Origin of the sequence: Paracoccus sp. S1E-3 (assembly GCF_013868135.1) — a bacterium.
In the GTDB taxonomy this organism is placed as follows: Bacteria; Pseudomonadota; Alphaproteobacteria; order Rhodobacterales; family Rhodobacteraceae; genus Paracoccus.
Genome location: NZ_JACEMU010000016.1, coordinates 17,508 through 38,572 on the forward strand (window position 1 = coordinate 17,508; position 21,065 = coordinate 38,572).

A 21,065-nucleotide genomic window follows, 5' to 3' on the forward strand; every position below is an offset into this window, starting at 1 on the left:
TGCTGCTCGCACGTTCGGGACCGTCTTGTTCGGAAGCGGGTGCCTGTATGAAGTCTGCTATCGCCTTCGGGGTCTTATGCGCCCCTTGTAGCCCGTCTCCGTGAGCTTTTGATGGCATGGGATTTTATGGGACGCAATGGAAAATCTTGGAAGTCCCGGCCGTGAGTACTTGTGATCACACGTGAACAAGCGCAGAACAGATCGATAGCTTCGGGCAGCGTTGCGCAAGTGTTGAAGAAGTTTCCAACGATCATACCAAATGTAGTATGCGATGCAGGATCGCCACGATCTCCCAGAAAATCCCGTGGCATGGCGGAGACTCGCCGAAATCTCCCTGCTGCGCCGCCGGAAGTCCCGCCGATCCGCGTCGAATCACGGGCGTTCACGCGGCAGTGATTCGGATTTCGGAAGGTTTTCCCATGCGTTCCCAGCCCCTGTTACAGCACCCCCAGCGGTCGGTTCCACGGATTCCCGCGCCGCCCCGGCATCGCCTCGGCCATGCCGTTCCCATGAATTCCCGACTCAGCCGTGGTCGAGATAGCGGCGCAGATAGCGCAGGGCTTCCTCGGGCACATCGCGTGTCGGCAGGAGGATGAACCGGCTCGAGCCGGTAAAGATCATCCGGCTTTCCGGGCGCTGCCAGACTTCGGTGACGCGGTCCCAGGGGATAAGCGCCTCACCCTGATCCGAGGCCGCGAAGATCCCCCGCTCATCCAGCACGAAACCCACTTCGGGCGCCCCGATTCGGTACAGCTTGCGCAGCGAGTTGCGGGCATGGACCGACCAGATCACCAGCACCAGCACCGGCAGCAACAGCAGCACGGTGCCGATCAGCACCTCGGTCCAGCCGCGATGGCCGTTCTGCAGCCGCCACCACAGAAAGATCAGCACCACCAGAACACCCATCCAAAGCGCCCTATGCTCGTGAAAACTGCGGCGCAGGATAAAGGTGCGCACCGCATCGCGAACGACCCTGCCGTCATAAGTCACGCTGAAACTGTACGGCGCCGCCATCATGCTCCTCTTGCTGCCACCTTTTTCACGAGTGAGTTCGGAAATGTCCATCGATCCGGCCGCAGGAGGCGCCGGTGAGCCGTCAGTTTTTCAAGCCTGCGGCGGAAGATGGGAGGAATCGCGACTCGTGACTGGCGACGCGCACATCCCGGTCATCCATGCGCGCCGGGCCGGCCAATCCTGCGGCGCAACGGCGGCAGACTGCCACAGCAAAGCAACTTCAAGAGGGAAAGGCTCGTGACGCCACGTTACAACGCGCCTGCAGCAATCAATCTGCTAAAAGCGTGGCACCATAGCACAGACTTATTGCAAAACCTGACCGAAACGTCAGATTTTGACATGCGCTAACATTGAAACCGATCTATTTTTCATAACAAAACCGTCATGTTGGACGTGCTTTTTTCCAGGGTCTTGCATTTGCTGCATAGCAGCATTGAGCGATTGGCCGTTGTGCAACCGCAGCATTACGTCCATCTTCAACCCAACGGCGCAGATGGCTGCACCGTCCGAAACGAACCGTAGATGAAGCGATAGAACAATGGCCGCAACGAACACTCTGAACCACATCGCCCGCACCGAACGCGCTGCCGGCACCGGCTTCATGGGCATGATCGTGCGCTTGCAGGAAGCCCGCGCCCGCCGTGCCGTGTATCGCCAGACCGTCTCGGAACTGTCCAATCTGTCGAACCGCGAACTGGCCGACCTGGGCATTCACCGCAGCATGATCACCCGGATCGCCACCGAGGCCGCCTGGGGCAAGTAATTCACCGATACCCGACCCTCCCTCCTCCCTGGGTCCGGGTTCAGGTGGCGCCTCCCTCCTCCTCCCTGGAGGCGCCACCGCCAAGATACGACGGGACCCTCTCCTCCTCCCTGGGTTCTGTTGGTGCAGCGGCGCCCCCGTCTCCTCCTCCCTCGGGGACGCCGCTTGACACCGGATACGTCCGCCCCTCCTCCTCCCTGGGCGCGACGTCAGCGATGCGGGCTTCTCCTCCCTGCCTGCGTCGCACCCCATACGCGGCCCCCTCCTCCTCCCTGGGGCTGCGATAGCGATGCAGGCTCCTCCTCCCTGCCTGTATCGCACCTATACGCGGCCCCTCCTCCTCCCTGGGCCAGCGTTGTCGCGGCGGCGCCCCTCCTCCTCCCTGGGCGCCGCCGCTTTTCTTTTGCCTGAAGCCGCGCGATAAAACCGCATGTTGTCCTATCAGCACATCTATCACGCCGGGAACGCGGCCGATCTGCACAAGCACGCCCTGCTGGCCTGGGTGCTGGATTACCTGACCGCCAAGGACAAGCCGCTCAGCTATGTGGAAACCCATGCCGGGCGCGGGCTTTACGATCTGTCCTCGGCCGAGGCCCGCAAGACCGCCGAGGCCGAGGCCGGCATCCTGCGCGCCGAGCGCGCCGATTGGCTTCCCGAGGATCACCCGCTCATGCGGGCGCTGGCATCGGTGCGGCGGCAATATGGCGTCAACGCCTATCCCGGATCGCCGCTGATCGCGCAGCACTTCCTGCGCCGGGGCGACAGCACCCACCTGGCCGAGATGCATCCCGCCGAGCATGACGCCCTGGCAGAGGTTGCGCGTGGCGCCACGCTGTATCGGCAGGACGGGTTCCAGATGGCCCGCGCCGTGGCCCCACCGACCCCGCGCCGGGGGCTGATGCTGGTCGATCCCAGCTACGAGGTGAAGACCGATTACGCCGACATTCCGCCGTTCTTTCAGGATATTGCCCGCAAGTGGAATGTCGGCACGCTGGCGCTATGGTATCCGATCCTGACCGATGACCGCCAGCGCGGCATGATCGCGCGGCTGTCGCAGGCATTCCCCGACGCGCTGAAGTCCGAAGTCCACTTCCCGCCCGCCAAGCCCGGCCACGGCATGGTCGGATCGGGGATGTTCGTGGTCAATCCGCCCTGGGGACTGGGCGAGGAAGCGGCCCGGATCGAGGCGCTTTTCCGGGGCTGAAAGGGGCGCACGCAGCGAGTAGACCCCGTGCGCAAACCGGCCGTGCCGGCACCAAGGCGCCTGCGCCTCGCGCCAGCCGGTTTTTCGGCTTTACGGGCGACCGCCCGTCAGTCGGCGGAGCGGATGACCTGCTCTTGCCTCGGCTCTCCCCACGCCATGGAAACCCCGTCCGCCAGATAGCCGGCGCAAGGATCGGGCGTTCAAGCAGTGATAGCTTTCGAGCGTCGCGGCATCGCCCTCGCGGACCAGCAGATCGAGAGCGAATCGCTGGCCCGGATCGGCGGCGTGGTAATTCTCCCCGACGGTGCGACCGCCCCAATGGACGAACCATTCGCCCTCGACCGGCAGGTGCAGCTTCGCCCGTGTATCGTAATCCAGATAGGGGCTTGGCGCCGCGACGGCCTGCGGACGGATCTGGAAGCCGACCATCAGGGTCTCGCCACATGGCTTCAACGAAAAACCCCCGGCGCAGCCAGCGCCGGGGGTGGTGATGTCATCCGCTAAGCAGTGCTTAAGCGGCGGCGAGGTTGCGCAGCACGTAATGCAGCACGCCGCCATTCTTCAGGTAGTCGATCTCGACTTCGGTATCGATGCGGGCCTTCAGCTTGATCGTCTTCTCGGTGCCGTCGGCATAGCGGATCTTCGCGTCGACGATCTGCAGCGGCTTCACATCGGCCAGACCCTCGATGGTGATCTGTTCGTCGCCGGTCAGACCCAGCGATTTGCGGGTATCGCCGTTCGTGAACTCGAAGGGGATGACGCCCATCCCGACCAGATTCGAGCGGTGGATGCGCTCAAACGACTCGGCGATGACCGCCTTGACGCCCAGCAGGTTGGTGCCCTTCGCCGCCCAGTCACGGCTGGAGCCCGCGCCATATTCCTTGCCGCCGATGATGACCAGCGGGGTGCCTTGGGCTTCGTATTGCATGGCGGCGTCGTAGATCGCCTCCTGCTCGCCCTTCGGACCCTTGGTATAGCCGCCTTCGACGCCGTCCAGCATCTCGTTCTTGATGCGGATATTGGCGAAGGTGCCGCGCATCATGACTTCGTGATTGCCCCGGCGCGAACCGTAGCTGTTGAAGTCCTTCGGCGCCACCTGACGCTCGGTCAGATACTGACCGGCGGGGGTGGTCGGCTTGAACGAACCGGCGGGCGAGATGTGGTCGGTGGTGATCATGTCACCCAGAACCGCCAACACGCGGGCGCCCTTGATGTCGCTGATCGTGCCGGCCTCTTTGGCCATGCCCTGGAAATAGGGCGGGTTCTGGATATAGGTCGAGGATGCGGGCCAGTCGTAAACCTCGCTGTCGGTGGTCTCGACCTCCTGCCAGCGCTTGTCGCCCTTGAACACGTCGGCGTATTTTTCCTGGAACATCTCGCGCGTCACGACGCTGTCGACCATGTCCGAGACCTCTTTCGAGGTCGGCCAGATGTCCTTCAGGAAGACCGGCTTGCCGTCGGCGGTATAGGCCAGCGGCTCGCTCGACAGGTCGATATTCATGTCGCCGGCGATGGCATAGGCGACGACCAGCGGCGGCGAGGCCAGATAGTTGGCGCGCACGTCGGGCGAGATCCGGCCTTCGAAGTTGCGGTTGCCCGACAGAACGGCGGTGGCGATCAGGTCATTGTCATTGATCGCCTTCGAGATCGGCGCGTCCAGCGGACCGGAATTGCCGATGCAGGTGGTGCAGCCGAAGCCCACCAGATCGAAGCCGAGCGCGTCCAGATCCGCCTGCAGGCCCGCGGCCTTCAGATAGGCTTCGACCACTTGCGACCCCGGCGCCAGCGAGGTTTTCACCCAGGGCTTGCGGGTCAGACCCAGCGCGCGCGCCTTGCGCGCCACCAGACCGGCGGCCATCAGCACATAAGGGTTCGAGGTGTTGGTGCAGCTGGTGATCGCCGCGATCACGACCGAACCGTCATGCAGCGTGTAATCGGCGCCTTCGACGACGCCTTCGTGGAAGCCCGGCAGGTGCCCCGGCATATGGGCCGGCGCCGGCGCGCCGCCTTCCTCATTCCAGGTCTTTGCCTCTTTCCGCGTCGGTTCTTCCAGCTTGCGGTTGCCGCTGACATATTTGCTGAACTCGTAAGCGGCGTCGGTCAGGGCCACGTGATCCTGCGGACGCGAGGGGCCCGAGATCGCCGGGACGACCGTGCTCTGATCCAATTCCAGCGTCGAGGTATAGATCGGGGCGTAATCCTTGTCGCGCCACATGCCGTTGGCCTTGGCATAGGCTTCGACGAGGGCGATGCGGTCCTCCTCCCGGCCGGTCTGGCGCAGGTAACGCAGGGTTTCGCCATCCACCGGGAAGAAACCGCAGGTGGCGCCATATTCGGGGGCCATGTTGGCGATGGTGGCACGGTCGGCCAGCGGCATGTGGTCCAGCCCGTCGCCGTAGAATTCGACGAATTTGCCGACCACGCCATGCTTGCGCAGCATCTGGACGACCTTCAGCACCAGGTCGGTCGCGGTCACGCCTTCCTGCAACGCGCCGGTGATCTTGAAGCCCACGACCTCCGGGATCAGCATCGAGATTGGCTGACCCAGCATCGCGGCCTCGGCCTCGATCCCGCCGACGCCCCAGCCCAGAACGGCCAGGCCGTTGACCATGGTGGTGTGGCTGTCGGTGCCGACCAGTGTATCGGGGTAAGCGACTTCCTTGCCGGCCTGATCGGTGTCGGTCCAGACGGTCTGGGCCAGATATTCCAGGTTCACCTGGTGGCAGATGCCGGTGCCGGGGGGCACGACGCGGAAGTTGTTGAAAGCGTTCTGGCCCCATTTCAGGAAGGTGTAACGCTCGATATTGCGTTCGTATTCGCGTTCGACGTTGAACTGGAAGGCGCGCGGTGTGCCGAATTCATCGACCATGACCGAGTGGTCGATGACCAGATCGACCGGGTTCAGCGGGTTGATCTTCTGCGCATCGCCGCCAAGCGCGGTGATGCCATCGCGCATCGCGGCCAGATCGACCACGGCGGGAACGCCAGTGAAGTCCTGCATCAGCACACGGGCCGGGCGATAGGCGATCTCGCGCGGGTTCTTGCCGGCCTTCTCGGCCCATTCGGCGAAGGCCTTGATGTCGTCGACCGAGACCGTGCGCCCGTTGTCTTCAAAGCGCAGCATGTTTTCCAGCACCACCTTCAACGAGGCGGGCAGCTTGGAAAAATCACCCAAGCCTGCCTCGGAGGCGGCGGGGATCGAGTAATAATCAACGCTTTGACCGCCCACTTCCAGTGTGCGGCGGGTCTTGGCGGTATCGGTTCCGGTAACGATGGGCATGGTGGCCTCCCTGTCGGTTGGATGGGTTCGGCGGTCGGTTCGCGCAATCAGATGCCCCATTCGGGGAATCGTTTCAAGGGGCCGACGCGTAGTTTGTATGCGATTGTATACCATTCAACGCCTTGTTGCACAAGCGCAACGCTACGCGGCCTGACGGCCACGTCACATAGCGTTGATTTGGGATTTACCGAACGATGTCCTATCCCGGCGCCTGAGCAGGAAAGGCAATCATGCACCACGTACGGCAGATCCCCTTCGCACTGCTGGCGTTGGCGCTGCTGGCCATGCCGGCCCTGGCCGAGACGGCGCCCGACACCCCGCGCGGGGCCGTGGCCGGGATGCGTGGCGATGCCCCCGGCGCCAAGCGTGGCGGTGGCCGTGACCCGCGCGGCAGCTTGCACCGGGTGATGAACGGCCTCGACGCTGCCATGGGCAAAGGGCGCGCACTGGCGCAATCCGCCCCCGACGATCCGGCGCCGGCGGATTACGATGACATGATGGATGATGTGGACGCGGTCATCGATGCCATGAGCGACGATGAGGCCGCCGCCCCTGCTGCCGGTTTCGTCGGCAAAACATCCCCCGACGCCCCCGACCTCGATCAACTGAACGGCAAGCGCGAGGCGTCCGGCGCCGCCACCGCCCCGACCGCGCGCAGCCGTCAGGGCCCGCACGCACGCTCGCCCGTGGTGGTGGAGCTGTTCACCGCGCAGGGCTGCGCCGCCTGCCCGACTGCCGATGACCTGCTGGCCGATCTCGCTGGCCGCCCCAACGTGCTCGCGCTCAGCTGGCATGTCGATTACTGGGATTACCTCGGCTGGGCCGACGATTTCGCCCGCCCCGAATTCAGCCTGCGCCAGAAAGGCTATAACCGGAACTGGGGCGCGCGATCGCTGTTCACGCCGCAGATGGTCGTGGGCGGCGAAACCCCGATCGACCTGCCGCGGCCGGCCGATGTGGCCGCGGCCATCGATTTCGAACGGGCCGAGGGCGACCACGTCAGCATCCTCCGGCGCGAATCCGGCGCCCGCCGCGAGATCGAGCTGATTCCGCAGGACCCCCTGCCGCCCTCCATTGCGGTGCAGCTGATCCGCTACCTGCCCGAACGCACCGTCGAGGTACGCGAGGGCGAGAATCGCGGCCGCAAGCTGACCCTGCGCAATGTCGTCGCGGCCAGCGAGGTGCTGGCGAGATGGGACGGCCGCGCCCCGCTGCGGCTGACCGTCACACTGGGCGCCGGACGCAGCGCGAACCTGCCCCCAGACACCCGGCACGCGCTGATCGTCCAGCAGATGAAGGGCAACCGGCCGGGCGAGATTTTCGCCGCCATCCGTCTGGACTGATACCCCCTTCTTCCCCGGCGCTACCCCTGGCCTCTGGACCTTGGCTGGCCGCCGGTCCATGACGTCGCCATGACCGAATGGATCAACCAGATCGCCGGCACACCCGAAGGCGCCCGCATCGCCTCGATGCTAGCGCTGTCGGCGGCGCTGTTGCACGCCATTTTCGGGGCGCTTCAAAAAGGGCGTCACGACCCCTGGGTCAGCCGCGCCGCCATCGACATCGCCATCGTCGCCATTGCCCTGCCAGTGGTGCTGTTCATCGCCCCCTGGCCCGAACCGGCGCTGTGGCCGATCTTCGCTGGCATGGTGGTGATTCATATCGGCTACAAGCTGTCGCAGGCGATGACCTATCAGCGCGGGGCCTATACCGTCGTCTATCCGGTGGTGCGCGGCACCGGCCCGCTGGTCACCGTCATCATGGCCAGCATCGTCTTCCACGAGCGCTATAATCTCATCCAATGGCTGGGGGTGGCGACGCTGGTGGCGGGGATCCTGGGCCTCGCCGCGTATAACTACCGCAAGCTGGATGTCGGGCGCGAGACCTTGATCCCGGCGCTGATCTGGGCCGTGATCACCGGCATTTTCGTTGCCGCCTATACCACCTACGACGCCTGGGGCATCCGGCAGGCGGCCAGTCCGCTGACCTTTCTGGCATGGTTCTTCCTGCTCGACGGGCTGTTCATGCCGCTTTTCGCCCGCCGCCGGCTTGTGGCGCTGCCGCGCGCCGAATGGCGCGGGCTGGCGATCCGCGGGGTGATCGGTGCCTTTGTGGCCTTCGCCAGTTTCGGGTCCATCATGATGGCCACCCGCATCGACGAGGTCGGCCGCGCCGCCGTCCTGCGCGAGACCTCGACCGTCTTCGCGGCTCTTGTCGGCTGGCTCGTCCTGGGCGAAAAGGTCGGGCCTGCGCGGGCGGCGCTGATGGCGCTGATCGCCGCCGGCGCGGTCATCATGGAATTCGGCGCAGGCTGAACGGAGAGGATGAGGATATGGAACCCGACAATCGCAAACCCGTCTCGCCCGGCATCAAGGCGATGCTGGAATTCGGCCCCTTGCTCGTCTTCTTTGCGGCCTTCAAGCTGCTGAAGGACCGCCCCGTCACGCTGGGGGGGACCGAATACGGGGGCTTCATCGTCGCCACCATGATCTTCGTGCCGGTGCTGGCGCTGTCGACGCTGGTGCTGTGGCGGCTCAGCGGCAAGCTGTCGGTGATGCAGGTGCTGACGCTGTTTCTGGTGGTGGTCTTCGGCGGCCTGACCGTCTGGATGAATGACGAGCGGTTCTTCAAGATCAAGGTCACGCTGATCTACGGGCTCTTTGCCGCGCTGCTGTCCCTCGGCCTGATCCTGAACCGCAACTGGCTGGAACTGGTGATGGGCGAGGCCCTGCCCATGCGGCACGAGGGCTGGGTCAAGCTGACCCAGCGGATGATCGCCCTGTTCGTCGGCCTCGCCGTCGCCAATGAGGTGATCTGGCGCAACATGTCCGACACCGCATGGGTGAACTTCAAGACCTTCGGCCTGCCGGTCATCATGTTCGTCTTCCTGATTGCCAATGCCAGCCTGTTCACACGCTATGGCATCAACAAGGATGACGACGCCGACCCTCAGCCCTGAGCGCCGTGCGGGGCGGCTGGCCGCCCCGGCAGTTGCAACAGCCGCGACCAGCGGGGCGCCTGGCGCTCCGGCAGGTGGGCGCGCAGCAGCCGCAACGGCAACGCCCAGGGCTGACCCAGCGCGACACGGTAGAAGTCGAACAGTCCCGCCCGCAGATAGGGCGACCAGTGGCAGGCGCGGGCGGTCTCCGCGCCGATGTCAAAGCCAAGCCCCGCCAGCGCCGCGCGCGGTTCGGGCGCATCGATCTGAAGGTCCAGCCAGTTCGGGCGCGGCTGTGACAGGCCGAAGCCCAGTGCCGCGTGGCGACCACGGCTGACGACCAGCTCCATGGCGAAATCGAACAGGTCATTCTCGCGCGAGGTGACGTTGATGACCTCGGCCCCTCGCCCGGCGGGGCTGTCCATCGCCGCCTCGGCCGCGGGACGCAATTCGGCGGCGGCCAGCAGGATGATGCGCCCGACGCTGCCCGCGGGCGCGCCGGCCATCGCCTGCAACGCCACCCGGCCACCGAGCGAATGCCCGATCACCTGCACCGGACGCCCCGCCGCCTCGGCCAGCGCGCCGATCCATTGACCGAGATCCCGGCCGATCACCCCGGCCCGGTGATAGACCCGCCCCAGCCCGCCACGTGCGGGCCAACCGAAGGCGATGCCCAGCGCACCATCCTCGCCCCGCATCCCCAACGCCGCAGGCCATGACCGCAGCCGAGGCCCCGGCAGCGTCGGGTCCAGCGCGAGGATATGGCGATGCGGGTCATGCGTCGGGCTGAAGGGGCAGAAGCGGTAGCCGTGGATCATCACGATCAGCGGCACGCCCGGCGGCAAGGCGCGGGCGGCGGCGATGATCCCGCTCACGTTCCGCCAGTCGGAATTGAGATGCAGCACGGCCATGGCCGGCCCCGCGTTGGCTTCGGTCGCGCCCTGATGCCGCAGTTGCGCGACATGGCGATGAAAGCAGCACGACAATGCCATGACAGCCGGCGTTTTTCCCCGCAAAGCTTGCCAAGCGCGGGGCGCGCGCGTATCGCGGAGCCGCAACCAACGAGGCAAATCATGAACCAACGCAATCTGCACAAACGCAGCCTTGCCGTGCACGCCGGCACCCGTCGCAGCCAATATGGCGAGATGGCCGAGGCGATGTTCATGACCCAGGGCTTCGTCTATGACAGCGCCGAACAGGCCGAGGCGCGGTTCCAGAAGGTCGGCGACGACGAGTTCATCTATGCCCGTTACGGCAACCCCACCAACCGCATGTTCGAAGACCGGATCGCCGCGCTGGAGGGGACAGAGGACGCCTTCGCCACCAGTTCCGGCATGGCGGCCGTCAATGGCGCGCTGATGGCGATCTGCCAGTCGGGCAGCCATATCGTCGCCGCGCGGGCGCTGTTCGGATCGAACCTCTATATCTTCGACGTGCTGAAACGCTTCGGCGTCGAGGTCACGCTGGTCGACGGCACCGATCTGGACCAGTGGCGCGCCGCCATCCGGCCGGGCACGCGGGCGGTCTTCTTCGAATCGGTCTCGAACCCGACGCTGGAGGTGATCGACATCGCCGCGGTGGCCGAAATCGCCCATGCCGCCGGCGCGCTGGTAATCGTCGACAATGTCTTCGCCACGCCGGTCTTCTCTCGCGCGGTGGATCAGGGCGCCGATGTGGTCATCTATTCGACCACCAAGCATATCGATGGCGCCGGCCGCGGCCTTGGCGGCGTCATCTGCGGCACCCGCCAATTCGTGCGCGAGGTAGCCGAACCCTATCTGAAACATTCCGGCGGCGCCATCAGCCCGTTCAATTCCTGGCTGATGCTGAACGGGCTGACGACGATGGACCTGCGCGTCCGCGCCATGGCCGACAGCGCCGCAACCATCGCGGATGCGCTGAGCGGGCATCCGAAACTGTCGCGGCTGATCTATCCCGGCCTGCCCGACCATCCCCAGCATGACCTGGCGATGGCGCAGATGGGATCGGGGGGAACCATGATCGCGCTGGAGATCGCGGGCGGCAGGGACGCGGCCTTCGCGGCGCTGAACCGGCTGGATCTGATCCTGATTTCCAACAACCTTGGCGATGCCAAGTCGATCGTCACCCACCCGACCACCACCACCCATCAGCGCCTGACCGAGGACGACCGGCTGCGCCTTGGCATCACGCCGGGTCTGGTGCGACTGTCGGTGGGCCTGGAACATCCCGACGATCTGATCGCGGATCTGCGTCAGGCACTGCAATAAGCATGTCAGGGCGGCAGGGAATCGCATCATCTTCGCGATCCTTGCCGAAAACACTTTGGATTCCGTTCATCCCGCTTATATCAAAGGCGCGACCAGCCAGGAGCCGCCCGTGAACACGCCGCGCCCGCCGACGATCTATCCCGCGCTCGCCCGCGACTATGACGCGGATTTCCGCGTGGATCCGCAATACAAGGCCAGCCTGCCCGATCTGCAGAACGGTCCCGCCAGCCTGATCGTCGGCGCCAATGTGCTGATCCAGCATGTCGGCATCTCGAATTTCCGCCTGCCGATCCGTTATCAGACCAAGGACGGTGGGGAACTGACGCTGGAAACCAGCGTCACCGGCACCGTCAGTCTAGAGGCGGACCGCAAGGGCATCAACATGTCGCGCATCATGCGCAGCTTCTATGCCCATGCCGACAAGGCCTTCAGCCTCGACGTGCTGCAGGCGGCGCTCGATGACTACAAGGACGATCTGGGCAGCATGGACGCCCGGATCCAGATGCGGATCTCTTATCCGATGCGGGTCGAATCGCTGCGCTCGGGCCTGTCCGGCTGGCAATATTACGACATCGCGCTGGAGCTGATCGAGCATCAGGGCACCCGCCGCAGGATCATGCATGTCGATTACGTCTATTCCTCGACCTGCCCCTGCTCGCTGGAACTCAGCGAACATGCCCGCGAAAGCCGGGGCCGGCTGGCAACGCCGCATTCGCAGCGATCCGTGGCGCGCATCTCGGTCGAGATGAAGGGGCATGACAAACTGTGGTTCGAGGACGTGATCGCGCTGTGCCGCCGCGCCGTCCCCACCGAAACGCAGGTCATGGTCAAGCGCGAGGACGAACAGGCCTTCGCCGAGTTGAACGCCGCCAACCCGATCTTTGTCGAGGATGCCGTGCGCAGCTTCGCCGAGCAGTTGATCGCCGACCCACGCATCGGCGATTTCCGCGTCATCGCCAGCCATCAGGAATCGCTGCACAGCCATGACGCCGTCAGCATGCTGGTCAGCGGGCCCACCTTCGCGCAGGACAGTCTGGATCCCACCACCTTCGCCAGCCTTCAGCACCGGGGCTGAAGGCTGGCCCAAGCCGGGTTACTGGCTGTCCTCGACGGCCTCAGCGGCAGACGCGGCGGCTTCGGCAGCGGCCGCTTCGGCGGCGGCAGCAGCTTCAGCGGCGGTGGCCGCTGGGTCCGCTTCGGCTTCCGCGGCGGAAGCATCCTCTTGCATCGGCGCTGCCCCGTCGTCTTCCGCCTGCGGCGCGATCGACAGGGCATAGATGCCGCCCTGGTTGTTCAAACCGGTCAAGCGCACGCAATACGTCCGCTCCTCGGCCGCGGCCGTCACCTCCAGCAGGCTGTTGGTGTCGCCCCCGCTGTCATCGTCGCTGGCGAGGTCGATGCCGTTTTCATCCTCCAGCGCCAGATAGGTATCGAAGATCGGGCTGCGCGCCATGATCTTCGCCCCGGTCCCGGCGGGGAGGGTGAAGGCATGGTCGACGCGTCCCGTCAGCGTGCCGGTGGCGATGATTTCCTGACTGCCCTGCCCGAGGGCGACCGCCGGCCCGGCGTTGCGAATGCAGGCATCGGCCGGCGGCGCGCCCTCGACCGAGATCGGCACCACGGTCGGCGCCGCATCCAGCATCCCCAGAATATCGACCTGCGCGCAATAGGTCCCCGGCTCCAGCCGGGTGATGATCCGCGCCGCGTTGCTTCCGCGCTGATCGTCATTCGAGGCCACAACCCGGCCCTGCCGGTCAAACAGGATCAGAGTCGTGTCCACACCCTCGGCGACGGTCGAGATGGTCAGCGCCATCGGCGCGTTCACCGTCAGTTCGACATAGCGCGGCTCGTTCCGGGTGATCTGGGTGAAGGCGCCGACGATCTCGGCCGGCGGCTGGTCCAGCACCAGCGCACCCCCGTTCAGTGCCGCCGGCTGGCCGCAGGCACCGGCCTGTTGCGCCAGGGCCCCCGAGCCCCCCATCGAGACCGCCGAAACAGCGGCCAGTGCCGCAATGTGGAATTGTCGCATGATGACCCTACCTAACCCAATGAATTGACCGGCAAATTTCTGCGCCAAATCGGTTGCATGGTCAAGACTGGTGCTCAGTCGTGGCGTCGCAGGACATATATCAGGTTTCAGAAAGCAGGCGCGCGAGGAGACGAAACGCCAATGCCATCCGGACGGAGGAACGTTACAAGAACAACCCTTCCCGTTCCGGCTGCCGATCACTATACTTACGCCATGACGACACAGCACGAGCCCGACGATCCCTTCGAAGCCGCCGAACGGCGGCTCAGCCTGTCGCAGCGCGCCATGGGGGTGCCGGCGGGGCCGCCGCCCTATCTGGAGGGGCTGAACCCTGCGCAACGCCGCGCGGTCGAGGCGCTGGATGGCCCGGTTCTGGTGCTGGCCGGGGCCGGGACCGGAAAGACGCGCGTGCTGACCACCCGGATCGCGCATCTCATCGCCACCGGGCGGGCACGGCCGGGTCAGATTCTGGCGGTGACCTTCACCAACAAGGCCGCCCGCGAAATGCGCGACCGGATTGGCCGCCTGCTGGGCGATGCGATCGAAGGCATGCCGTGGCTGGGCACCTTTCACAGCGTCTCGGTCAAGATCCTGCGCCGCCATGCCGAACTGATCGGATCGGGCGACCTGCATCTGAAGACCAATTTCACCATTCTGGACACGGACGACCAGATCCGGCTGCTGAAGCAGCTGATCTCGGCCGCGAATATCGACGAAAAGCGGTGGCCGGCGCGGCAGCTGGCCGGGCTGATCGACAGCTGGAAGAACCGCGCGCTGACCCCCGACAAGGTCAGCCGGGCCGAAGGGGCTGGTTTTGACGGCAAGGGCGTGCAGCTTTACCGCGCCTATCAGGAACGCCTGCTGGCACTGAACGCGGTCGACTTCGGCGATCTGCTGCTGCATTGCGTGATGCTGTTTCAAGCCCACCCGGATCTTCTGCGGCAATGGCAGGACCGCTTCCGCTATATCCTTGTCGACGAATATCAGGACACCAACGTCGCCCAGTATCTGTGGCTGCGGCTGCTTGCGCAGGGGCATCGCAATATCTGCTGCGTGGGCGATGACGACCAGTCCATCTATGGCTGGCGCGGCGCCGAGGTCGGCAACATCCTGCGATTCGAGACCGATTTCCCCGGCGCACAGGTCATCCGGCTGGAGCAGAACTACCGCTCGACCCCGCATATCCTTGCGGCGGCCTCGGGGCTGATCGCGGCCAACAAGGGGCGGCTGGGCAAGACGTTGTGGACCGACAGGCCCGAGGGCCTGCAGGTCCGCCTGATCGGCCATTGGGACAGCGAGGCCGAAGCCCGCTGGATCGGCGAGGAGATCGAGGATTTCCATTCCGGCACCCGCCGCAGCGTCGGCCAGCACGCACTGAACGATGTGGCGATTCTGGTGCGCGCCAGCCATCAGATGCGCGCCTTCGAGGACCGCTTCCTGACCATCGGCCTGCCCTACCGCGTCATCGGCGGCCCGCGCTTCTACGAGCGGCAGGAAATCCGCGACGCCATGGCCTATTTCCGGCTGGCCGTCAGCCCCGCCGATGATCTGGCTTTTGAGCGTGTCGTGAACACACCCAAGCGCGGCCTTGGCGACAAGGCGATGCAGACCATCCAGACCGAGGCCCGGCAACTGGCCGAACCGCTGCTGATCGGGGCGCAATCGGCGGTGGCGAACGGGCTGCTTGGCGGCAAGGGCGCGGCGAATCTGCGCGAATTCGTCAATGCCATGGGCCGCTTCCATGCCGATGCGCTTGATTCGACGGTGAACCATGTCGAGCTGGCCGAGCGCATCCTTGACGAATCCGGCTATACCGCGATGTGGCAGAACGACAAGACGCCCGAAGCGCCCGGCCGGCTGGAAAACCTCAAGGAACTGGTCAAGGCGCTGGAGGAGTTCGACAACCTTCAGGGCTTTCTGGAACATGTGGCGCTGGTGATGGACCGCGATAATGACGAAGCGCAGGACGCCGTCAGCATCATGACGCTGCACGCCGCCAAGGGGCTGGAATATCCGATCGTCTTCCTGCCGGGATGGGAGGACGGCCTGTTCCCCAGCCAGCGCAGCATGGACGAAACCGGCATGAAGGGCCTGGAGGAGGAGCGTCGCCTCGCCTATGTCGGCATCACCCGCGCCGAAAAGCTGGCGACGATCAGCTTTGCCGGCAACCGGCGCATGTATGGGCAATGGCAAAGCTCTTTGCCCTCGCGCTTCATCGATGAACTGCCCGAGGATCATATCGATGTTCTGACCGCGCCCGGACTGTATGGTGCGGGCTATGGCGGCGCGGCGGTGATGGCGGGGACCGATTTCGGGGCCGGGATGCAGGCCCGCGCGGCCAGTGCCGATGTCTACAACTCGCCCGGATGGAAGCGGATGCAGGCCTATGGCGATCAGCGCCAGAAGCCGCGTGCGCCGGCCGCGGTGGTGATCGACGCCGAAGCCGTGGGGTTCAGCGTCGGCGACAAGGTCACGCATCCCAAATTCGGCGAGGGCACGGTGATGGGCATGGCCGAGGATACTCTGACCATCCAGTTCGAGGCCGGGTTCAAGAATGTGAAGGCGGGCTATGTCCAGCCGGTCGGCGCCGGGGATGATGTGCCGTTCTGACAGCAACGCGCCGCACCCCTCCGCGCAGCGCCCCGCATCGCCGCCGACCGAGGCCATGAACGACACCCGAGGTCGCGCCCCGTTGGCCGGAATTTCGCGCGACGCGGGCGCCGCCGGCGTCTATAACTCTCTGTGAAGAAAGCGTGTTTCACCTTGGAGAGTGCTGCCATGCATCCCCTGACGATCCTGCTGCTCATCGCCTCTGCGGTCATGCTCGGCGGGTGCGGCGACATCTGCACCTGTGATAACTGCAAGCTCTGCATCATCCAATAACGGTTGCCAGACGGTCCGGGATGCGGAATGGTCGTGCGGTGCAAGGGGCAGATGCAAGCAAGAGGAACCCATGGTCGAAACCCGCAAGTTCACGCCCGAGGACTGGCAGCGCAACCCCGGTATCTGGCGCGGCAGTCTGGCGGGCGACCGGATGGGCAGCGATCATTCGCTGGTCTTCTATGAGACCGACGAGATCGGCAAAGGCCCGGTCCTGCACATCCACCCCTATGCCGAGACCTTCATCGTGGCGGAGGGCCGCGCCCGCTATCAGATCGGCGAGACCGTGATCGAGGCGCAGGCGGGCGACATCCTGACCGCGCCCGCCGAGGTCCCGCATAAATTCACCAATCTGGGACCCGGACGGCTGCGCACCATTGATATCCATCACAGCCCGGAATGGATCCAGACCAACCTGGAATAGGCCGGCGCCCCTACTCCGCCAGCGCCTTTTCCAGCTGCGGCAGGAAGCGGTTGGTGTAATCCTCGCGCACCAGCGGTCCGGCATGGCGGTAGAGGATCTTGCCCTCACCGTCGATGATGAAGGTTTCCGGCGGGGCCGTCACCCCCCAGTCGATCGCCGTGCGTCCGCGCGGGTCGGTCGAGATGGCGGCGAAGGGGTTGCCGTCCTGCGCCAGAAAGCGCAGCGCGTCAGCCTCGTTATCCTTCAGGTCGATGCCGTAGACCGGCAGCCGTTTGGACAGCTCGGTCAGGGTCGGATGCTCGGCCCGGCAGGGTGGGCACCAGCTGGCCCAGAAATTCACCAGCTTCACGCCGGGCTGGCGCAGCATCGCATCGGTAAGCTGGGTGTTGCCGGGTAGTGTGCTCTGCGGCACGGCCGGCGCGTCGCGCCCGACGAAGGTCGAGGGCAGCCCGCTCGGGTCGTCGCGCCCCATCCCCCACAGGAAGGTCAGCGCCAGCGCCAGAAAAACCAGCGGCGGGATCAGCATCAGCGGCTTAACGCGCATCGCGTTTTCCTTCCTGTTGTTCCAGCGCGCGGCGCGCGCGGGCATTTCGGGCGACGCTTTGCCAGATCAGCCCGACCAGCAGGGTCAGGCTGACGCCGTAAGCGATCAGGACGGATTGGGTATATTTGCCGAGTTCGATCATGGGCGGCCCTCGCGGGCTTGCAGGGCGGCGGTGCGGCGGATGCGGATCTCGGTCCGGGTGCGGATCAGCAGCAGCGACAGGAACAGCAGGAATAACCCAACCATGCACAGGTAAAGCGGATAGCGGTAGACCGCGCTCATCCGCTCGCCCGAGGCGACGGAGAGCGAGGCCCCCTGATGCAGGCCCTGATTCCAGAAATTGACGGCGTAGCGCGACAGGATCGCGAAAACCGATCCGACGAGGCACAGCACGCCGGTCAGATCGGCGGCGCTGTCGGGGTTCTCGACCGCCTCCCACAGGGCGATATAACCCAGATAGAACAGGAACAGGATCAGGAACGAGGTCAGCCGCGGGTCCCATTCCCACCACGTCCCCCAGGTTGGCTGGCCCCATGCGGCGCCGGTCACCAGCGCGATCAGCGTCATGGCCGCGCCGATGGGGGCGGCCGCCTTGGCGGCGAGCGCGCTGACATGGTGGCGGCGGATGATCCAGATCAGCGAGGCGACCAGCATCATCAGCCAGCAATTGATGGCCATCATGGCGGCGGGCACGTGCAGGAACATGATCTTGACCGAGGCGCCCTGCTTGTAATCCGGCGGCGTCAGAAAGCCCCAGATCAGCCCCGCGAGGGTGCAGATGGCCGCCCCCGCCACCACCCATGGCAGGGCCGCGCCCGATATGCGCATGAATTTGACGGGATTCGCGTATTCCCAGATCGACATGGGGGGTTCCTAGCGGTTGGCGGGGGCTGGGTGAAGTCCCTAGCGCAGGTTGATACGTATTGCCGCAGCCGCCGCGAAGGGGATCAGCGCGCAGGTCAGCAGCGTGATGGCGGCCTGAAAGACCAAAGGCGTAGTTGCGTCCATGCCTGCTGCGCCGCGTCTCACCGCCTCGGCCCCGAACAGCAGGGTGGGGACGTAAAGCGGCAGCACCAGCAGGGACAGCAGCAGGCCACCCCGGCGCAGACCGACGGTAATGGCCGCGCCGAATGCGCCCAGCATCGACAGCGCCGGCGTCCCGATCAGCAGCGAAATCAGCAGATAGGGCACCGCGCGCGCCGGCAGATGCAGCAGCATCCCGAACAAAGGCGCGGCGAGGACCAATGGCAGCCCCGTGGTGATCCAATGGGCGGCGGCCTTGACGGCAACGGCACCCTCCAGCGGCATGGGCGCGGTCGCCAGCAGATCCAGCGAGCCGTCCTCGAAATCCAGCGCGAATATCCGGTCCAGCGACAGCAGGCAGGCCAGCAACGCCCCGACCCAGAGAATGCCGGGGGCGATGCGCGACAGCATCTCGGCCTGGGGACCGACGCCGAAGGGAACCAGCGTGCAGACGATCAGGAAGAAAGCGAGGCCGAGGCCAAAGCCGCCGCCGGCACGGGTCGCCAGCTTCAGGTCGCGCAGCAGAAGGGCGATCATTGCGGGATGCCCCGGCATAGACCGGACATCCGGCCGCGTGCGGCAAAGGCCGTCCCCCAGCGGCAGCGTTGGGCAATCGTGGGCCGCGCTCGGGACGCAGGCAGCGCGCATATCTGTGACGGGGGCGGCCCGCTGGCTGTCCCGGCAGGCTCGGCGCCAACCCCCTCCCACCCGGCGAAGAAGACGTGATGAGGTGCAGGGCGGCAGGTGGCGATCATGCAAAGGCCTCGTTAAACCCGGCGGGCTTTACCACCCTGCCGGTGGACGACGCGCGATGGGCCATCAGGTCGAGCACCTCGGCCTCGGGCAGGCCCAGGTCGATATGCGTCGCCATCAGCGCCGCACCGCCCTGCCCCAGATGCGCGCGCACGGCACCGGCAAACAGCGCCACCGAATCCGCGTCCAGCGAGACGGTGGGTTCGTCCAGCACCCAGACCGGACGGCCGGAGACCAGCAGCCGCGCCAGCCCGAGGCGGCGCTTCTGCCCGGCGGACAGGGTGCCTGCGGGACGCCCGGTCAGATCGCGCAGGTTCATCGCCTCGACCGCCGCAGCAATCTCGGCCCGACCGAAGACCTGCGCCCAGAAGCGCAGGTTTTCGGTCACCGTCAGGGCGGTTTTCAGTCCATCGGCATGGGCGGCATAGGCGATAGCGTCGGGCGCGGCCTCGATCCGGCCGGCGACGGCGGGTTGCAACCCCGCCACGGTGCGCAGAAGCGTGGTCTTGCCGATGCCGTTCGGGCCGCGCAGGATCAGCGCCTGCCCGGCCCCCAAGGTGAAGGTGACGCCTTCGACCGCCCGCATCCCGCCGCGCGCCACGGCAAGATCGTGGACGGACAGCAGGCTCATACCGGGATCAGCGCGCAGGCGACGCGCCGCCCCTCGGCCAGCAGGACATTGTAACTGCGCGCCGCGGAAGGCGAGGACATCGGCTCGGTCATAACCCCCAAGCCGTCCAGTTCGGCGATCAGATCGGCGGGGGGCACGGCAATGTCCGCGCCCATGCCCAGAAACAGCAGATCGACCTGCCCCGCCAGCGCCAGCAGGCCCGCACGATCGGCAATGCCGCCCCAGCCGGACACACCGACCGGGGACACGATCACCGCGCCTTCATGCACATTGCCACCGACGCGGAAGAAACCGGGGCCATAGCCATCCACCGGGACAGCACCGATCGGATATTCGGCCTCGGTCAGTTTCATCAGGGTGCTTCCGTGAACTTTTCCGGCAGCTTTTCGGGGTCGGGTTTCGACCAGTCCCGCTTCACCCCCAGCCACAGCACGATGTTCTTGGCGACATAGATCGTCGAGTAGCAACCGACGAAGACCCCCATCAGCATCGCGAAGACAAAGCCCCGGATGACGTCGCCGCCGAATATCAGCAGCGCCGTCAGCGCAATGGCCGTGGTCACGGCGGTCATGATGGTGCGCGACAGCGTCTCGTTCACCGTCAGGTTCATCACGTCGATCAGGGGCATCGACTTGAACTTGATCAGATTTTCCCGAAGCCGGTCAAAAACGACCACCGTATCGTTGATCGAATAGCCGAGGATCGTCAGCAGCGCCGCGATGGTCGACAGGTCGAACTTCAGCTGGAACAGCGAGAAGATGCCCATCGTCAGCAACACGTCATGGACGATCGCCACCACGCCGCCCACGGCGAACTGCCATTCGAAGCGCAGCCAGATATACAGCAGGATCCCCGCCGAGGCGGCGACGACCGCATAGACGGCGGTCTTGATCAGCTCGGACGAGACCTTCGGCCCTACCGATTCAACCGCCGCGAAGGTGACATTCGGGTCCACCTCCTTCAGCGCCGCCTCGACCGTGGCGATCTGTTCGGGGCTCATCGCCGCGGTGCTGTCGCCGGCGCCGATGCGGACCTGCGCCACGTGCTTGCTTTCGCCGAAGCTCGGGTCGAACACCTCGGTGATGGAAACATCTTCCAGCCCCAGCGCCTGCAATGCGTTGCGATATTCGCCCACCTCGAAGGCGGTGGTGCTTTCGGTGCGGATGGTGGTGCCGCCCTTGAAGTCGATGCCGTAATTCAGCCCCATGGTCAGCAGCAGCACGACCGAGGCGACCATGGCGACGGCCGAGATGCCGAAGGTCAGGAACTGCCAGCGGAAGAAATTGATCTTGGTGTCGTCGGGGACGAGTTTCAGACGGAATGCCATGATAGC

At 65.5% G+C, this 21,065-nt stretch carries 21 protein-coding genes; 9 read left to right on the forward strand and 12 right to left on the reverse strand.

Features of this window, described 5'->3' with window-relative positions; genetic code table 11:
- Positions 1-522: 522 nt before the first annotated feature.
- Positions 523-1,014, reverse strand: a complete 492-nt coding sequence (locus H1S04_RS14550; RefSeq protein WP_181746263.1) for a YcxB family protein — start codon at positions 1,012-1,014, stop codon at positions 523-525.
- A gap of 538 nt (positions 1,015-1,552) precedes the next feature.
- Here H1S04_RS14550 and H1S04_RS14555 point away from each other — a divergent pair.
- Together H1S04_RS14555 and H1S04_RS14560 are read left to right on the forward strand one after the other, a co-directional pair.
- Positions 1,553-1,777 carry a DUF1127 domain-containing protein gene (locus H1S04_RS14555; protein WP_181746264.1) on the forward strand — a complete coding sequence of 75 codons (225 nt, stop codon included), beginning with the start codon at positions 1,553-1,555 and terminating at the stop codon, positions 1,775-1,777.
- A 430-nt stretch (positions 1,778-2,207) separates the two neighbouring features.
- Positions 2,208-2,981, forward strand: a complete 774-nt coding sequence (locus tag H1S04_RS14560) for a 23S rRNA (adenine(2030)-N(6))-methyltransferase RlmJ (protein ID WP_181746265.1) — start codon at positions 2,208-2,210, stop codon at positions 2,979-2,981.
- 90 nt (positions 2,982-3,071) lie between these two features.
- Here the strand turns inward: H1S04_RS14560 and H1S04_RS14565 are convergent, their stop codons facing one another.
- Entirely contained in the window at positions 3,072-3,410 is a 339-nt protein-coding gene (locus H1S04_RS14565; protein ID WP_181746266.1) for a hypothetical protein, read from the reverse strand.
- 82 nt (positions 3,411-3,492) lie between these two features.
- The gene (acnA, locus tag H1S04_RS14570) at positions 3,493-6,261 is read right to left on the reverse strand and encodes an aconitate hydratase AcnA (protein ID WP_181746267.1); all 2,769 of its coding nucleotides are present in this window, start codon (positions 6,259-6,261) and stop codon (positions 3,493-3,495) included.
- Positions 6,262-6,491: 230 nt separating this feature from the next.
- On the opposite strand from acnA, the gene H1S04_RS14575 reads away from it, so the two are divergent.
- The 3 genes from H1S04_RS14575 to H1S04_RS14585 all read left to right on the forward strand — a co-directional run bounded on the left by H1S04_RS14575 (position 6,492) and on the right by H1S04_RS14585 (position 9,220).
- Complete coding sequence (locus tag H1S04_RS14575; protein WP_181746268.1) at positions 6,492-7,604, forward strand: thioredoxin family protein; 1,113 nt, start codon at positions 6,492-6,494, stop codon at positions 7,602-7,604.
- Positions 7,605-7,673: 69 nt separating this feature from the next.
- Positions 7,674-8,576, forward strand: a complete 903-nt coding sequence (locus H1S04_RS14580; RefSeq protein ID WP_181746269.1) for a DMT family transporter — start codon at positions 7,674-7,676, stop codon at positions 8,574-8,576.
- 17 nt (positions 8,577-8,593) lie between these two features.
- A complete protein-coding gene (locus H1S04_RS14585) occupies positions 8,594-9,220 on the forward strand; it encodes an inner membrane-spanning protein YciB (protein WP_181746270.1) in 627 nt (208 codons plus the stop codon).
- Here H1S04_RS14585 and H1S04_RS14590 read toward each other — a convergent pair.
- Positions 9,211-10,191, reverse strand: coding sequence for a hypothetical protein (locus H1S04_RS14590; RefSeq protein ID WP_181746271.1), 981 nt, complete (start codon positions 10,189-10,191; stop codon positions 9,211-9,213). The two genes, H1S04_RS14585 and H1S04_RS14590, sit on opposite strands and share 10 nt — an antisense overlap.
- An 81-nt stretch (positions 10,192-10,272) precedes the next feature.
- Between H1S04_RS14590 and metZ the strand changes: the two genes are divergently transcribed.
- Positions 10,273-11,448: an O-succinylhomoserine sulfhydrylase gene (gene metZ, locus H1S04_RS14595; protein ID WP_181746272.1), complete on the forward strand. Its 1,176-nt coding sequence runs from the start codon at positions 10,273-10,275 to the stop codon at positions 11,446-11,448.
- 25 nt (positions 11,449-11,473) lie between these two features.
- Positions 11,474-12,523 (forward strand): GTP cyclohydrolase FolE2, encoded by a 1,050-nt coding sequence (gene folE2, locus H1S04_RS14600; RefSeq protein ID WP_181746707.1) that lies wholly within the window; start codon positions 11,474-11,476, stop codon positions 12,521-12,523.
- A gap of 18 nt (positions 12,524-12,541) precedes the next feature.
- Here folE2 and H1S04_RS14605 read toward each other — a convergent pair whose 3' ends face one another.
- On the reverse strand, positions 12,542-13,477 hold the full coding sequence (locus tag H1S04_RS14605; protein WP_181746273.1) for a hypothetical protein: 936 nt from the start codon (positions 13,475-13,477) through the stop codon (positions 12,542-12,544).
- Between the two features lie 213 nt (positions 13,478-13,690).
- On the opposite strand from H1S04_RS14605, the gene H1S04_RS14610 reads away from it, so the two are divergent.
- Entirely contained in the window at positions 13,691-16,087 is a 2,397-nt protein-coding gene (locus H1S04_RS14610) for an ATP-dependent helicase (RefSeq protein ID WP_181746274.1), read from the forward strand.
- A gap of 343 nt (positions 16,088-16,430) precedes the next feature.
- A complete protein-coding gene (locus tag H1S04_RS14615; RefSeq protein ID WP_220185255.1) occupies positions 16,431-16,781 on the forward strand; it encodes a cupin domain-containing protein in 351 nt (116 codons plus the stop codon).
- A 10-nt stretch (positions 16,782-16,791) separates the two neighbouring features.
- Here H1S04_RS14615 and H1S04_RS14620 read toward each other — a convergent pair whose 3' ends face one another.
- The 7 genes from H1S04_RS14620 to secF form a co-directional block, all read right to left on the reverse strand.
- Complete coding sequence (locus H1S04_RS14620; protein ID WP_181746709.1) at positions 16,792-17,307, reverse strand: DsbE family thiol:disulfide interchange protein; 516 nt, start codon at positions 17,305-17,307, stop codon at positions 16,792-16,794.
- A 7-nt stretch (positions 17,308-17,314) separates the two neighbouring features.
- Entirely contained in the window at positions 17,315-17,467 is a 153-nt protein-coding gene (gene ccmD / locus H1S04_RS14625; RefSeq protein ID WP_181746275.1) for a heme exporter protein CcmD, read from the reverse strand.
- Positions 17,464-18,189, reverse strand: a complete 726-nt coding sequence (locus H1S04_RS14630) for a heme ABC transporter permease (RefSeq protein WP_181746276.1) — start codon at positions 18,187-18,189, stop codon at positions 17,464-17,466. The genes ccmD and H1S04_RS14630 overlap by 4 nt, the downstream gene beginning before the upstream one ends.
- Before the next feature lie 39 nt (positions 18,190-18,228).
- Positions 18,229-18,885 (reverse strand): heme exporter protein CcmB, encoded by a 657-nt coding sequence (gene ccmB / locus H1S04_RS14635; protein WP_181746277.1) that lies wholly within the window; start codon positions 18,883-18,885, stop codon positions 18,229-18,231.
- 214 nt (positions 18,886-19,099) lie between these two features.
- Complete coding sequence (ccmA, locus tag H1S04_RS14640) at positions 19,100-19,732, reverse strand: heme ABC exporter ATP-binding protein CcmA (RefSeq protein ID WP_181746278.1); 633 nt, start codon at positions 19,730-19,732, stop codon at positions 19,100-19,102.
- The gene (locus tag H1S04_RS14645; protein ID WP_181746279.1) at positions 19,729-20,085 is read right to left on the reverse strand and encodes an Mth938-like domain-containing protein; all 357 of its coding nucleotides are present in this window, start codon (positions 20,083-20,085) and stop codon (positions 19,729-19,731) included. Before H1S04_RS14645 ends, ccmA begins: the two co-directional genes overlap by 4 nt.
- Entirely contained in the window at positions 20,085-21,059 is a 975-nt protein-coding gene (gene secF / locus H1S04_RS14650) for a protein translocase subunit SecF (protein ID WP_181746280.1), read from the reverse strand. Before secF ends, H1S04_RS14645 begins: the two co-directional genes overlap by 1 nt.
- Positions 21,060-21,065: the final 6 nt, after the last annotated feature.

Excerpts from the sequence above, each read along its gene's own strand:
- ccmD (WP_181746275.1), bottom strand. The coding sequence starts at position 17,467 with ATGATCGAACTCGGCAAATATACCCAATCCGTCCTGATCGCTTACGGC.
- metZ (WP_181746272.1), top strand. The coding sequence starts at position 10,273 with ATGAACCAACGCAATCTGCACAAACGCAGCCTTGCCGTGCACGCCGGC.
- H1S04_RS14605 (WP_181746273.1), bottom strand. The coding sequence starts at position 13,477 with ATGCGACAATTCCACATTGCGGCACTGGCCGCTGTTTCGGCGGTCTCG.
- H1S04_RS14555 (WP_181746264.1), top strand. The coding sequence starts at position 1,553 with ATGGCCGCAACGAACACTCTGAACCACATCGCCCGCACCGAACGCGCT.
- ccmA (WP_181746278.1), bottom strand. The coding sequence starts at position 19,732 with ATGAGCCTGCTGTCCGTCCACGATCTTGCCGTGGCGCGCGGCGGGATG.
- H1S04_RS14585 (WP_181746270.1), top strand. The coding sequence starts at position 8,594 with ATGGAACCCGACAATCGCAAACCCGTCTCGCCCGGCATCAAGGCGATG.
- H1S04_RS14580 (WP_181746269.1), top strand. The coding sequence starts at position 7,674 with ATGACCGAATGGATCAACCAGATCGCCGGCACACCCGAAGGCGCCCGC.
- H1S04_RS14645 (WP_181746279.1), bottom strand. The coding sequence starts at position 20,085 with ATGAAACTGACCGAGGCCGAATATCCGATCGGTGCTGTCCCGGTGGAT.
- H1S04_RS14615 (WP_220185255.1), top strand. The coding sequence starts at position 16,431 with ATGGTCGAAACCCGCAAGTTCACGCCCGAGGACTGGCAGCGCAACCCC.
- H1S04_RS14610 (WP_181746274.1), top strand. The coding sequence starts at position 13,691 with ATGACGACACAGCACGAGCCCGACGATCCCTTCGAAGCCGCCGAACGG.
- secF (WP_181746280.1), bottom strand. The coding sequence starts at position 21,059 with ATGGCATTCCGTCTGAAACTCGTCCCCGACGACACCAAGATCAATTTC.
- H1S04_RS14630 (WP_181746276.1), bottom strand. The coding sequence starts at position 18,189 with ATGTCGATCTGGGAATACGCGAATCCCGTCAAATTCATGCGCATATCG.
- H1S04_RS14590 (WP_181746271.1), bottom strand. The coding sequence starts at position 10,191 with ATGGCATTGTCGTGCTGCTTTCATCGCCATGTCGCGCAACTGCGGCAT.
- ccmB (WP_181746277.1), bottom strand. The coding sequence starts at position 18,885 with ATGATCGCCCTTCTGCTGCGCGACCTGAAGCTGGCGACCCGTGCCGGC.
- H1S04_RS14565 (WP_181746266.1), bottom strand. The coding sequence starts at position 3,410 with ATGGTCGGCTTCCAGATCCGTCCGCAGGCCGTCGCGGCGCCAAGCCCC.
- H1S04_RS14550 (WP_181746263.1), bottom strand. The coding sequence starts at position 1,014 with ATGGCGGCGCCGTACAGTTTCAGCGTGACTTATGACGGCAGGGTCGTT.
- acnA (WP_181746267.1), bottom strand. The coding sequence starts at position 6,261 with ATGCCCATCGTTACCGGAACCGATACCGCCAAGACCCGCCGCACACTG.
- H1S04_RS14560 (WP_181746265.1), top strand. The coding sequence starts at position 2,208 with ATGTTGTCCTATCAGCACATCTATCACGCCGGGAACGCGGCCGATCTG.
- H1S04_RS14575 (WP_181746268.1), top strand. The coding sequence starts at position 6,492 with ATGCACCACGTACGGCAGATCCCCTTCGCACTGCTGGCGTTGGCGCTG.
- H1S04_RS14620 (WP_181746709.1), bottom strand. The coding sequence starts at position 17,307 with ATGCTGATCCCGCCGCTGGTTTTTCTGGCGCTGGCGCTGACCTTCCTG.